Source organism: Alloscardovia venturai, from assembly GCF_042676605.1.
GTDB classification, from domain to species: domain Bacteria; phylum Actinomycetota; class Actinomycetes; order Actinomycetales; family Bifidobacteriaceae; genus Alloscardovia; species Alloscardovia venturai.
Window position 1 is genome coordinate 48,229 of record NZ_JBHTHQ010000006.1, and the last position, 12,398, is coordinate 60,626.

At 47.6% G+C, this 12,398-nt stretch carries 9 protein-coding genes and 1 tRNA gene; 4 read left to right on the forward strand and 6 right to left on the reverse strand.

Going from position 1 to position 12,398, the window contains the following annotated elements:
* Positions 1 to 264: 264 nt before the first annotated feature.
* The 3 genes from ACFQY8_RS00660 to serS all read right to left on the reverse strand — a co-directional run bounded on the left by ACFQY8_RS00660 (position 265) and on the right by serS (position 3,203).
* Positions 265 to 347 (reverse strand) — tRNA-Ser (locus ACFQY8_RS00660).
* A 743-nt stretch (positions 348 to 1,090) separates the two neighbouring features.
* Positions 1,091 to 1,729 (reverse strand): hypothetical protein, encoded by a 639-nt coding sequence (locus ACFQY8_RS00665; RefSeq protein ID WP_377937637.1) that lies wholly within the window; start codon positions 1,727 to 1,729, stop codon positions 1,091 to 1,093.
* 187 nt (positions 1,730 to 1,916) lie between these two features.
* On the reverse strand, positions 1,917 to 3,203 hold the full coding sequence (gene serS / locus ACFQY8_RS00670) for a serine--tRNA ligase (protein ID WP_377937639.1): 1,287 nt from the start codon (positions 3,201 to 3,203) through the stop codon (positions 1,917 to 1,919).
* A 207-nt stretch (positions 3,204 to 3,410) separates the two neighbouring features.
* Between serS and ACFQY8_RS00675 the strand changes: the two genes are divergently transcribed.
* The 4 genes from ACFQY8_RS00675 to rpiA all read left to right on the forward strand — a co-directional run bounded on the left by ACFQY8_RS00675 (position 3,411) and on the right by rpiA (position 8,208).
* On the forward strand, positions 3,411 to 4,562 hold the full coding sequence (locus ACFQY8_RS00675) for a diacylglycerol/lipid kinase family protein (RefSeq protein WP_377937641.1): 1,152 nt from the start codon (positions 3,411 to 3,413) through the stop codon (positions 4,560 to 4,562).
* A 116-nt stretch (positions 4,563 to 4,678) separates the two neighbouring features.
* Positions 4,679 to 6,355: a phosphoglucomutase (alpha-D-glucose-1,6-bisphosphate-dependent) gene (pgm, locus tag ACFQY8_RS00680; RefSeq protein WP_377937643.1), complete on the forward strand. Its 1,677-nt coding sequence runs from the start codon at positions 4,679 to 4,681 to the stop codon at positions 6,353 to 6,355.
* Between the two features lie 164 nt (positions 6,356 to 6,519).
* Positions 6,520 to 7,404: a ribonuclease H family protein gene (locus tag ACFQY8_RS00685; protein WP_377937703.1), complete on the forward strand. Its 885-nt coding sequence runs from the start codon at positions 6,520 to 6,522 to the stop codon at positions 7,402 to 7,404.
* A 108-nt stretch (positions 7,405 to 7,512) separates the two neighbouring features.
* On the forward strand, positions 7,513 to 8,208 hold the full coding sequence (gene rpiA, locus ACFQY8_RS00690) for a ribose-5-phosphate isomerase RpiA (RefSeq protein WP_377937645.1): 696 nt from the start codon (positions 7,513 to 7,515) through the stop codon (positions 8,206 to 8,208).
* Between the two features lie 95 nt (positions 8,209 to 8,303).
* On the opposite strand, the gene ACFQY8_RS00695 is transcribed toward rpiA, so the two are convergent.
* The 3 genes from ACFQY8_RS00695 to ACFQY8_RS00705 form a co-directional block, all read right to left on the reverse strand.
* Positions 8,304 to 10,136, reverse strand: a complete 1,833-nt coding sequence (locus tag ACFQY8_RS00695; RefSeq protein WP_377937647.1) for an AMP-dependent synthetase/ligase — start codon at positions 10,134 to 10,136, stop codon at positions 8,304 to 8,306.
* A gap of 485 nt (positions 10,137 to 10,621) precedes the next feature.
* Positions 10,622 to 11,479, reverse strand: a complete 858-nt coding sequence (locus ACFQY8_RS00700; protein ID WP_377937649.1) for a carbohydrate ABC transporter permease — start codon at positions 11,477 to 11,479, stop codon at positions 10,622 to 10,624.
* A 1-nt stretch (position 11,480) separates the two neighbouring features.
* Positions 11,481 to 12,395 (reverse strand): carbohydrate ABC transporter permease, encoded by a 915-nt coding sequence (locus ACFQY8_RS00705; RefSeq protein WP_377937651.1) that lies wholly within the window; start codon positions 12,393 to 12,395, stop codon positions 11,481 to 11,483.
* Positions 12,396 to 12,398: the final 3 nt, after the last annotated feature.

The following is a 12,398-nucleotide window of genomic DNA, read 5'->3' on the forward strand; positions in this document are numbered from 1 at the left end:
AAACACCTATGATTGCCCATTTCCCAAAAGTTACGTTTTGTAGAAAATGTACATATTACTTCTGTTGCAAAATCATAAGAAACAGAGAAATAAGGAGTCTATTTTAATGCGAAAAGATATAACGTAATTCATCAAACAGGCCAGAAATAGTCACGCGTTCGCTAGGAAGTTTAGACCAATATATCGATACAGAGCATCACATTAAAAACACACAAAACCTCTTTAAACCGGCACTTAGCCAATTTAGAGAGGTTTTACATCAAGCGGATAGTGAGGGATTTGAACCCCCGGTACTTTCGTACGCTTGTTTTCAAGACAAGTGCCTTCGACCGCTCGGCCAACTATCCATGTCGCAATTTCGTAGAACAGAGAAATTCACGTCCGACTCAAAATGCAACACTACGTACTCTAGCGGACTGTGCGACTCTTCGCAAATCAGGCGCGAGTTCTTATGAGCTAGGTCAGCACATTATAAGTAAATGACTCTTGCTTAGGAGGCCCATGGCACCCTTATATTAATCTGAGGATGACGTCTATGTAGACCACGCGCTACGTTGACCAGATCATGGTAGAAATAATTAAATTCAGCTTCAGTTGTAATGCCACCTTTCCTAGTAAAATAAAGAAAAGTAGTATACGATGAAGATATTTTTGAAACACTTGATTTGAGAATGAAGTCAATTCCTGTCAAATCGTCCCATTCCAACAATTGATGTCCATCGTGAGAAGGAATTGTAACTCCAGCATCATCAAAATTACAGAGATTTGTTTCTCTCTTTCATGCCTTTTCCTAAGAGTCTTAGGTTCTTCCACGCACTCTGCGCACAAGTACACTACAAAGTCTATGAAGGCATAGACCACACGAATTTACCAAAACCCTCATGCCGTATTCGCAGGCTCACAGCAAAAAATACTCGCTATGAACAGCATAATCACAGCCAAACCAATGAAAAAGAAAGCAGCCCGAGAAAATCACCCCATAGCTCTCGAATTTTCGTATACCTGCTCGGATATTGTGAATCCATTTCATTTTACGTCTGAAAAATTGTCCTCATCAAAGTCGTGGAACGACTGAAGATACGCGTCTAGCTTAGTGCTGATAGTACTGTCCTTCCTTATCTAATTTGTGGTCAAGCTTCGAGTAGCTAGGTGTCCAGATTCCTGGAATTTTGAGAATTACTTGAGGATTTCGCTTACATACTTCACGCACGAAATTGATAGCCTCTTTCATGCCGTAGTCAAATATGACTTCCGCCTCTTCTCCACTAAGGGTAGAAACACGGAGAAAAATATGATTTCCAGATTCTCCTTTTCTATTTTTCAGCACAATAGAAAGCTCTCGGATAGAATCCCAGGAAACTAAACATCGCTTCTTTCTCACAGAAATACTCATGCCCTGATCATTTGTGGAAATCCAGTCGGTTGTTCTCTGCTTTATAAGGCGACGTAAATCTTCGAGATAACTACAAAAGAATATAAGAGCGAATGCAACTGTGCTAAGGAGCGCCCACCCGATAATAGCAATGTACAGGCTGTGTAAGGACTTACTATGCTCTCCTATATAACTAAAAGCTGCGAGAATGCCGAAAATTCCGTACACAACGACGAAACTCTCTATGAGAGACTTTCCCCATTCTCTTTTTGCCTGAGCATATTGCTGATTAGAGGGATACCTCTCCTGCATTGGTCTACGCTTAACGCTGGTAAAGTCTGCTGGGCTATAATTCACCAGCTCATACTCGCTCCATCGTGATATCCACCTTTTCAGCCTAGCAAGCCAAATACTCCACATCAAAGTCTAGCTCTCCTCACGTTTGCAGGAATGAACCGTAGATGAGTTATGCAACACAAAATACGCAAGAAGCGTCTTAAACACGCTAAGCGCATTAAGACGCTTCCGAACTATCAGAAAAACTCTATGCTTCCCACGTAGTTGGCTCGACGACTTCCTTGCCTCCCATGTAGGAGCGCATAGCAGTAGGAATCGTAATAGAGCCATCAGCATTCTGATGATTTTCAAGAATCGCCACAAGCCAGCGAGTAGTTGCCAATGTGCCATTCAAAGTAGCCACTGGACGAGTGCCTCCCTCGTCTACACGTTCACGAATGTTCAAACGGCGAGCTTGATATTCGGTGCAATTAGACGTAGAAGTCAATTCACGATAACGACCCTGAGTCGGCACCCATGCTTCACAGTCAAACTTGCGAGCAGCAGAAGAACCTAAATCACCAGCAGCAGTATCGATGATGCGGTAAGGCACCTCTACCTTGGCAAGCATTTCCTGCTCCATGCCAAGCAGGCGCTGATGCTCAGCCTGAGAATCTTCCTGACGGACGTAGGTAAACATTTCCACCTTATTAAACTGATGTACACGAATGATACCCATCGTGTCTTTGCCTGCTGAGCCAGCCTCACGACGATAGCAGCTTGACCATCCCGCATAGCGCAGCGGACCATTGGACAAGTCGAGAATCTCATCGGCATGCATACCAGCGAGCGCCACCTCAGAAGTACCCACAAGATAGGAGTCATCAGGCTCACGAAGACGGTAAATCTCATCTGCATGCGAGTTCAAGAAGCCTGTACCCGCCATGATTTCCGGACGTACCAACGTTGGCGTAGTCGTCATGATAAAGCCGTTATCTTCTGCCTGATCTACAGCCATAGTCAGCATAGCAAGTTCAAGACGTGCGATGGCGCCGCGAAGGAAGTAAAAGCGGGAGCCAGAGACCTTCGATCCGCGCTTCATGTCAATTCCCGCTACGCCCTCGCCGAGTTCAAGATGATTTTTTGGTTCGAACCCTTCAGCAGCAAAGTCACGGATTTCACCGACTTTTTTGACAACGACATAGTCGTCCTCGCCACCCTCTGGCGCAGCATCCTCAACCACATTCGAGAATTTCCACATGAAGTTGGTGTAGTCTTCAGTTGCTTTATCAGCAGCAGCCTTGTATTCAGCCACTTTCGCTGCGAGTTCCTTGGTCTGCACAATGAGAGCTGCCTTTTCATCGCTCGGTGCGGAAGCGACCTTCTTGCCCATCGCCTTCTGCTCAGCACGTGCAGATTCAAACGCCTGAAGTGCATCACGGCGCACTTGGTCCGCTTTCAACGTTTCATCGACAAGTTCTACAGATTCGCCACGCTTACGCTGGGACTCCTTCACCACGTCAGCATGTTCGCGAATAAATTGAATATCAAGCATAATTAGAAATTATCCGTTAAGTATGACATTTCCAAGATTTTTCAAGCCATGCATTTCATCGTTCGGTCTCTATGTGATCCTTATTTTGATTCCTCGTGAAGTGCTGCTCAAAACGACTTGCAGTGTATCTACAATATTTTTGAAATACTTGTGCAACTTCTTTCATTTTTGTTCATATATGAGAACGTATGCATGTAGATTTTAACTATGAGCATGAACTGGGGACCTGAGCTGACAATCGCTGCTATTATCGTTGCTATCATTGTCGTAGCGGTGATAATCATACGCAGTGTCGACAAGGGGCGCAAACAGCAAGAAATTGCTGTGGCAGATGAGCGCGTGTCTGACAATGTGACATACGCTTTTATCATCAACCCCTCCAAGCCAGAAGCTGAGGATGCTCGCCAATTTATCAAGCAGTACTGTGCAGACCACAACATCAGCAACATTCTTTTCATCGACACCCAGCTCGATAAAGATGGGCGCGCATGCGCCGAGGAAGCTCTCACGCTCGGTGCAGATGTGGTTATAGCCGTGGGTGGAGATGGTACTGTACGCACCGTCGCCTCTGCTATGGCGTACTCAACGCATGCTTTTGGCATTATCCCTATCGGCACAGGAAACCTTTTCGCACGAAATATCGGCATTCCTGTAGGGAATATCGAAGCCGCTCTCGCCATCGCCACCTCACACGGAAGCCGACGCGTAGATATGGGACGCATGAGCCTGCTTGACTCATCTGACCCAGAGCATGAGCACGGGTTTCTCGTTATCGCGGGCGCTGGATTTGATGCTTATATGATTAACGATACCGATCCTCAATTGAAAGCAAGTATTAGCTGGTTCGCGTACTTTGTCGCAGCATTCAAGCATCTTTTTGGCAAGAAGAGCCGCGGGACGATTCTCATCCGTACAGCAGCTGGCGTGACCCGCACTATGAATAAGGTGCAGTTCCGCACTATCATGGCAGGGAACTGTGGTGAAATTCCCGGATTCTCGTTGATGCCTGATGCACGATTTGACGATGGTCTACTCGACATCGAGACTATCGATACGCGAGGCGGGCTTGTGGGTTGGGTAAACCTTTTCTGGGACGTCGTGCACAAGACTATGACGCGTAAATCGAACCAGTCGCCATTTGCTACTCACGCTACCGTTCGCCAGTATCAGGGCACGAGCGCAGAGGTCATCTTAGAGAAGGAAGTACTCGCTGAAGTCGATGGTGATGTCTTGCAAAAGTCTGACCATTTTCTCTTCAGCATTGACCGTCAAGCACTACTCGTACGTGCACCACGTCTTGATGGTCCGAGTGAGACAGGAGTCCTACCTCCTGTGCAAAGCGTCTCTCAGGGCGCGTAATACTCAATACTCAGCTTCACTAGACACTAGGCTCATAACATCACGCTCTATTACGCCCAACGCACCATTTTTATGGGCTTAATTTTCTATAATTTGCTGATGTTACAATAGGGAGCATGGTAGCTAAAAATGCAGGCATGCTTGCCACAGATAAAGATTTAGTAGATGTAGACGCATTAATTGGTGCATACTATGACGACGTCCCAGACCCAGCAGTTGCTTCTGAGCGCGTCATCTTCGGTACTTCTGGACATCGTGGTTCGGCACTAAAGCGTACATTTAACGAAGCACACATCGTCGTTATATCACAAGCGATTGCTGAATACCGCAAAAAAGCAGGTATCACGGGACCTCTCTATATGGGGCGCGATACTCACGCACTGAGCCTTCCAGCGTGGAAGACCTCTATCGAAGTTCTCATCGCCAATGGTGTGCGCGTACGTATCGACTCGCGCGATGACTATACCCCTACGCCAACCGTTTCTCAGGCAATTTTGACGCATAACCGCGCAGCAGATGGTACACAGCGTTTCTCCGGCGAGGACATTGCCGACGGTATCGTTGTGACTCCATCTCACAATCCTCCAACTGATGGCGGTTTCAAGTATGATCCAACGACGGGTGGCCCTGCATCTGCCGAAATCACTGCTGCCATCGCAGACCGCGCCAATGAGCTTTTGCCAGAGTGGAAGAGCGTCAAGCGCATCCCATTCGAGCAAGCCATCACATCTGATTTGATTGAGCGTTTTGACTTCCGCCAGCATTACGTAGAAGATTTGAAGAATGTCATCGATTTTGATGTCATCAAGTCTTCCGGGGTTCGTTTGGGTATTGACCCATTGGGCGGCGCATCTGTCCATTACTGGCCTCTCATCAATGAAATGTACGGCACTAACATCGGAGTCATCAACCCAGATGTCGACCCTCAGTGGCCTTTCATGAGTATCGATCATGATGGCAAGATTCGTATGGACCCAAGCTCACCTTACGCTATGAAAGGCTTGGTAGACCGCTTGAATGCTGGCGCATGGGAGAAGTACGACGTCGTAGGCGGTACTGACCCTGACGCTGATCGGCACGGCATCGTCTGCCCAGGAAGTGGCGTTATGAATCCTAATCACTACATCGCAGTCGCTGTAGAATACCTCTTTGGCGGAAATCGTCCTCAATGGCCACAGACTGCAGGCGTAGGAAAGACGCTTGTCTCGTCCTCTTTGATTGACCGAGTCGTTGAATCTATCGGCGCAAAGCTCGTGGAGGTTCCAGTCGGATTTAAGTGGTTTGTCGATCCACTCTTTACAGGCGAAGTTGGGTTCGGCGGCGAAGAGTCCTCCGGTATGAGTTTCCTACGTCGTGATGGTCGTGTATGGACCACTGATAAGGACGGTCTCATTCCTGATCTTCTCGCAGCAGAAATTACCGCAAAGACCGGTAAGAATCCTGCTGAACTTCATGCAGAGCAGGTTAAACGTTTCGGTGAAAGCTGGTACACCCGCGTAGACACACCTACCACGCTCGAAGAGAAGATGAAGTTTGCAAGTCTGACAGCAGACTCAGTGTCCGCTACTTCTATGGCTGGCGAGGACATCATCGCGAAGATGACGACAGCACCAGGAAACGGTGCGCCAATCGGTGGACTGAAGGTTACTACCGCAAATTCATGGTTCGCAGCTCGTCCTTCTGGCACCGAGAACATTTATAAGGTGTACGCTGAGTCCTTCACCTCTCCGCAGGCGTTGGAACAAGTTGTAGCAGAGGCCACTGAAGTAGTAAACGAGGCCTTGGCAGACTAATCTCCTTATCTCATTATTCATGACCGTGCGTTACTGACTATCACGTAGCGCACGGTCTTGTATAATATGCCTAGTTTGTTTTTGCGCAGAAAGTAAAGCACGTGACCGATTTCACCGTAACTGTATCCACTGATGGTTCCGCTTTGAATAACCCTAACGGCCCAATGGGTTGGGGATGGGTCGAGCATGTCAAGGAAAACCTAACGGGCAAGCCAGCGAGCGTCTCTGGGCGCGATCGTGATTGCGGTGGGGCCTCTAACGGTACAAATCAGATCGGCGAGCTTTCCGCAGTTTTACAATGTCTACGCGAGCATCCCGGGTCGTATCCACTCATTATCGAGACTGACTCCCAGTATGCCATCAATTGCTCTACAAAATGGATTTACGGCTGGAAGAAAAATGGCTGGAAGAACTCTAAAAAAGAACCAGTCAAGAATGCTGAGCTAATTAAGGCTATCGATGCTGAGATTCGCTCGCGCGAAGGCTCTGTCCAATTTAAGTGGGTCAAGGGTCACGCAGGTAATTTCTACAATGAGACTGTCGACGATTTGTGCCGCGGGTTTGCACAGCGTGCAGGCAAGCATCAGATCGACGGATACATGCCGATCGAAGGTTGGGAAGTACTCATAAATGGACCGTACAGCGAGGGACTCATTGTACCCCACGATAAAACTGTACGACCTGACAACGCTGTACCGGGACAAGATTCGTCCTCTTCGCGTATATCTTCTGCTACCACACCTGACTCTGGCTCTAACTCTGATTCAGCCCCTATTGCTACTGCGGCCGCTATCACTTCCGTTGCCAATCCTTCGACCTCCCAGACTACTACGCTCATCGAACAGCCACTGTTTAATGAAGACAATGCGACGATTACCGAAGAGCTCATCACTCGATTAAACATGGCAACGGAACGCTTTGACCTTGCTGCCGCGCGTCTTCAAACGGCTAGCGAGCACATGGACCAAGCCGTAGCGAAGCTCGATGAAGCAATTCGTCGTTTTGATGATGTCAGTTGGAAGAATAATCATCAAAGCACCCTCTTTTAGAGATTTCTATATGATTTCCAGCAAAACTTTTCAAGAAAACTTCTAGGTCACGCACTAGGCTTTTCTACTAGTAGGCTGTAGTAATTCAATAATTAAAGGAGGCCATATATGGCAACTCAGGATGAGCTGAAAAAGGCAGCAGGTATTGAAGCTGCAAAGCTCGTAAAAGACGGCATGACTGTAGGTCTCGGCACAGGCTCCACTGTTCGTTTCCTCGTCGATGAGCTTGGTCGTCGCGTGCAGGAAGAAGGGCTTAACTTTACCGGTGTGACCACTTCTCTGCGCACTAAGGAGCAGGCTGAAGGATATGGCATCAAAATTATCGATATCGATGATGTAGACCACATTGACGTCACCATTGACGGCGCAGATGAGGTTGATGCTCGGTTCGACGGCATTAAAGGCGGCGGAGCGGCTCTCCTCTGGGAGAAGATTGTGGCTACGAACTCCGACAAGATTGTATGGATTGTAGATGCATCAAAGGTAGTCAACGTCATCGGTAAGTTCCCACTTCCTGTAGAAGTTATCCCATTCGGCGCAGGTCAGGTCGTCAAGAAGTTTGAAGCAAAGGGCTACAAGCCAGTTCTTCGTCTTGACGCTCAGGGTGAGCCTGTGCGCACTGACGAGAAGAACTTCGTCGTAGACCTGCACCTCGAGAGGATTGACCATCCACAAGAGCTTGCTGCAGACCTTATCAATACCGTGGGAGTCGTCGAGCACGGATTGTTCTTGAATATGGTCGATACCGTCATCGTTGGTGATGAAGCAGGTCCACGAGTTTTGACAAACCCACATAAGAAGTAAGCCTTCTTCTAAGCTTTCTTCACGATAAAACTATGCAAAGAGCCCCTCACATGAGGAGCTCTTATTTTTACTTACTTTCGTTGTTTATCGCTTTACTATTTGCCACTTCGCAACACATAAATTTTAGTATCGATAAGCTGTGCATAGTGCTTGACGATGACGTTACGCTTCGCCTTTAAACTCGCAGTCAGCATGCCATTAGCTTCAGTAAAGCTTTCAGGAATGATTTCGAACTTGCGGATAGACTCTGCGCGGGAAACCTGCTGATTTGCCCTGTTTATAGCACTATCCACTTCGGCTATGACAATAGGATTCTTTGCCGCTTCCTCGAGGTCTGTCACAGGCGCAGCACCTTGAGCTTTGAGCCACGCATTCGTATCGTTGAGGTCAAGTGTCACGAGGGCAGCGATAAATGGTCGTTTATCTCCGATGACGACGCACTGGTCGACAACTGGAGAAATCATCACGCTTGACTCGAGAATACCCGGCGATACATTCTTTCCGCCTGCCGTGATAATGAGTTCTTTCTTGCGTCCAGTTAGATAGATGAAACCGTCTTTGTCAATATCCCCAAGGTCTCCAGTATGAAGCCAACCGTCGTGAATCTGCTGCTGGGTAAGCTCTGGATGATTGTGGTAACCTTTACACACGGCTGCACCTTTGATGCATAGCTCTCCATCGTCAGCGACACCAAACGTTAAGCCTTCCAACGGCAAGCCGACCGAGCCAATCTTATATCCCGAAGTTGGGTTCACACACGCGGGTGCACACGTCTCTGTCATGCCGTAGCCCTCCAGCAAAGGAAGCCCCACACCGTTAAAGAAGTGCGCGATAGATGAGTCCAAAGGCGCTCCCCCAGACACCGCATAGTCTACCTGTCCGCCAAATACATCCATGATATTCGAATAGACCACTTTTTTGAAGAATGCGTACTTTACGCGATTCCACATACTCAACTTCTGATGCGCCTGTTGGGCCATGGACCACTGGCGTGCAGTCTGGGCAGCGCTAGCAAAGAGTTTGCCAGCTATACCACTACCTGCCTTCTGCGAAGCAGCGTTAAACACCTTTTCAAATATGCGAGGCACAGCCAAGATAAACGTAGGTTTGAACGACTGAAAGTCTGCGATAATCGTTTTCATATCGCTCGAAAGACCCAATACAATGTCCGAACCAATGCTATAGAACTGCATATAACGGGCAAAGACATGAGCCAGCGGTAAGAAAAGCAGAAGGCGAGCTCCGCCAGGACGATAGCAAATATCCATCATGGACTGTATACCCGAATTTGCCATGTACACAAAGTTTCGATGGGTAAGTTCGATGCCTTTTGGCGTCCCCGTTGAACCTGAGGTATACACGATGGTCGCCACCGCATCGCCATGAATAGAATCTACACGAGCCTGATAAGTAGCATCCGTTATGGTCTTGCCAAGCTCAAGTAAAGTATCGATGACAGAGTACTGCGCATGCGTTTTATCGATAACGAGAACTTCTCCGAGAGTAGGTACATCGTCGATAACAGACTCTACCTTGTCACGTTGCTCGTCGTTTTCTGCAAAAATCATGCGGATGTGAGAGTCGTTAGCGATATTCTGCACTTGGGACGCAGAATTTGTTTGATAAATTGGTACGGTCAATGCACCGATGCTCATAATGGCAATATCGAGTGCAGTCCACTCCCAGCGTGTCTGAGACAAAATCCCGATTGCTTCCCCAGGCTGGACCCCTTTACGAATCAAGCCTTTCGCAAGACCTTTGACGAGTTCATAAAATTCGCTAGCAGTAAATGATTTCCACTGATTGTCGGTTTTATACTCAATCAGCGACTTATCTGCCGTCCTCGATACACGGGACGTCAGAATGGATAGAACGTTCGCATCACCATCAATAGGTTTCGACACGGGGCGCGTATACTCTTTACGCATATTAACCTTCTTCAGCCTTCTTTGCTTTATCTCCTCTTCTTGAGTTTATACCTGTGTGTACCTCAACGCTGATTCCGCTCTTCTATTACCCTTGCATCCCTTCAGCTTTGTGTCCCGCCTTCACAGACTCGTCACGTTTCTCAGAGAATTCTCAGGTTTCTTACGGGATGTCTCTCAGAAATGCTTGGTTATATAAATACCAACGCAAGGAAGTAACCGCACAGGAACCTGAGTTCTGAACAAACGGAAGCTGAGCTGACTACCTCCCCAAGAAAACTTAATCCCTTCTTCTCTTTTCTCTCTCTTCTCTTAAGTCTCAGGCGGCTCTTAGCTACCTGAGACTTTCTTCATCACGTCAAACTTCTTGTTTCAAGCCACATTCACTCAACCAAACGAAACGCAAAGGTTCCTCGACAATTGAGAACAATTACCAAGGAACCTTAAACTTCGTCTGCTATACGCCGTATGTGCAGTAAAGCCTTAATTTACTTCACCGCACCGCGCATTACACCACCGATGACCCAACGCTGAGCGAAGATATACACGATGAGCACTGGAGCCATCGCCATCAGGTAGCTAGAGAACGCAATTGGGTAGTTCGAGGTGAACTGGCTTTGGAACACATACTGTGCTAATGGGATGGTTTGGTTTGACTGATCTGTCAAAGTAATCAATGGCAGAAGGAAGTCATTCCACGCCCACAATGCCGTCAGGATAGCAATAGTCGCATTGATAGGTCCCATAAGCGGGAAGATAATAGTCCAGAAGATACGCCATGTGCTTGCACCGTCGATGCGAGCAGCCTCTTCCAAAGAAATCGGAATCGAACGGATGAATCCGATAGCAATGAAGAGATTCGTACCCAGGCCGAGAATAACGTAGAGGATGACCAGACCGACCTGATTGTCCAAGTGAAGCATACCCATTTGGGAAGCAATCGGAAGCATCACTACGGTAAATGGCACGAACATCATCGCAAGGAAGAAGTAGTACAAGAAGCGGAAGAACTTCTTATCCATATTGCGAGCTACTGCATACGCTACGAAAGTATTCGTCAGCAAGGTAAACACAATAGCGAGCACTGTAATGATTGCTGAGTTCAGCGCAGCCTTTGGATAATTTACCTGGTTCCATGCGGAGGCAAAGTTACCCCAATTCCATGTGGTCGGCAGAGAGAAGTCGCCCGCAGTTTTAGGAGTCTTGAGCGCTGTCACGATGGCAAAATAGAGAGGTACGAGAACCGTCAGAGACAGAACTGCTACTACTGCTGTAAGCCACCAATTGATGCGGTGATTCTTACGAATCTTTTCAGCCTTAACTGGCTTTGTCATTGTTTCAGCCATTTTAGATTTCCTCCCTATCGCCGAAGAACTTCAGCTGGATGAATGCCAGAATTGCGAGGACAATGAAGAATGTCACAGCGTTCGCCATCTGGTAGGAGTATTCGCCGGAGCCCAAACCGTTATGGAAGATGAGGTACGACACAGTTTCCGTCTTGGAATCAGGACCGCCACCGGTCAATGCTACGACCTGATCGAAGGTGCTCAGTGCGTTCTTGAGTCCGAGCACCATGTTGATGGTGACGAACGGTCCAAGAAGTGGAAGTGTCAACTGGGTGAACTTCGTCCAGCCTGTCGCACCATCAATTTCGCCCGCTTCGTAAATCTCGGAGTCGATAGTCTGCAGACCTGCCAAGTACAAAAGCGTTGAGTAAGCTACGCCCTGCCAGATGGAAAGGAAGACTATAGGGAACCACGCTAAGTCAGGATTTGTAATCATCGACGTAGACAGCCAGTCGATATGAAGAGCCTGTCCAAGTGCTGGAAGAGGCTCCATAAAGATGTACTTGAAAACGTAGCCGATGACAAGCACGGAGAGAGTATATGGGATGAAGAAGATAGCGCGGAAACCATTCTTAAAAGCAATCTTGGAATCCAAAAGAACTGCCATCAAAAGACCAAAAGCATTCGTACCTAGAGTAATCACAATTGCGATAAGAATTGTGAAGAGGTAAGAATAGCCTACACGACTATCTTGGAACATCGCGATGTAATTCTTAAAACCAATGAACTTCCATGTACCGTAACCGGTGGAATTGGTCAAAGAATAGAAAGCACCCTGAAGGAATGGCCAGTACAAGAAAAGTGCTACGAGAATTGCAGCTGGTACCGTCATCCAATAAAATGCTGGGTCGACTTTACGACGCGAGAAAGTGCTTTTCTTTGCCTTTTTCGACTTAGCCGCTGTTGCATTTACCATTTT

Bases quoted from the DNA above. Each gene is read 5' to 3' on its own strand.
- serS (WP_377937639.1), bottom strand. From the start codon at position 3,203: ATGCTTGATATTCAATTTATTCGCGAACATGCTGACGTGGTGAAGGAG.
- ACFQY8_RS00675 (WP_377937641.1), top strand. From the start codon at position 3,411: ATGAGCATGAACTGGGGACCTGAGCTGACAATCGCTGCTATTATCGTT.
- pgm (WP_377937643.1), top strand. From the start codon at position 4,679: ATGGTAGCTAAAAATGCAGGCATGCTTGCCACAGATAAAGATTTAGTA.
- ACFQY8_RS00685 (WP_377937703.1), top strand. From the start codon at position 6,520: ATGGGTTGGGGATGGGTCGAGCATGTCAAGGAAAACCTAACGGGCAAG.
- rpiA (WP_377937645.1), top strand. From the start codon at position 7,513: ATGGCAACTCAGGATGAGCTGAAAAAGGCAGCAGGTATTGAAGCTGCA.
- ACFQY8_RS00695 (WP_377937647.1), bottom strand. From the start codon at position 10,136: ATGCGTAAAGAGTATACGCGCCCCGTGTCGAAACCTATTGATGGTGAT.
- ACFQY8_RS00700 (WP_377937649.1), bottom strand. From the start codon at position 11,479: ATGGCTGAAACAATGACAAAGCCAGTTAAGGCTGAAAAGATTCGTAAG.
- ACFQY8_RS00705 (WP_377937651.1), bottom strand. From the start codon at position 12,395: ATGGTAAATGCAACAGCGGCTAAGTCGAAAAAGGCAAAGAAAAGCACT.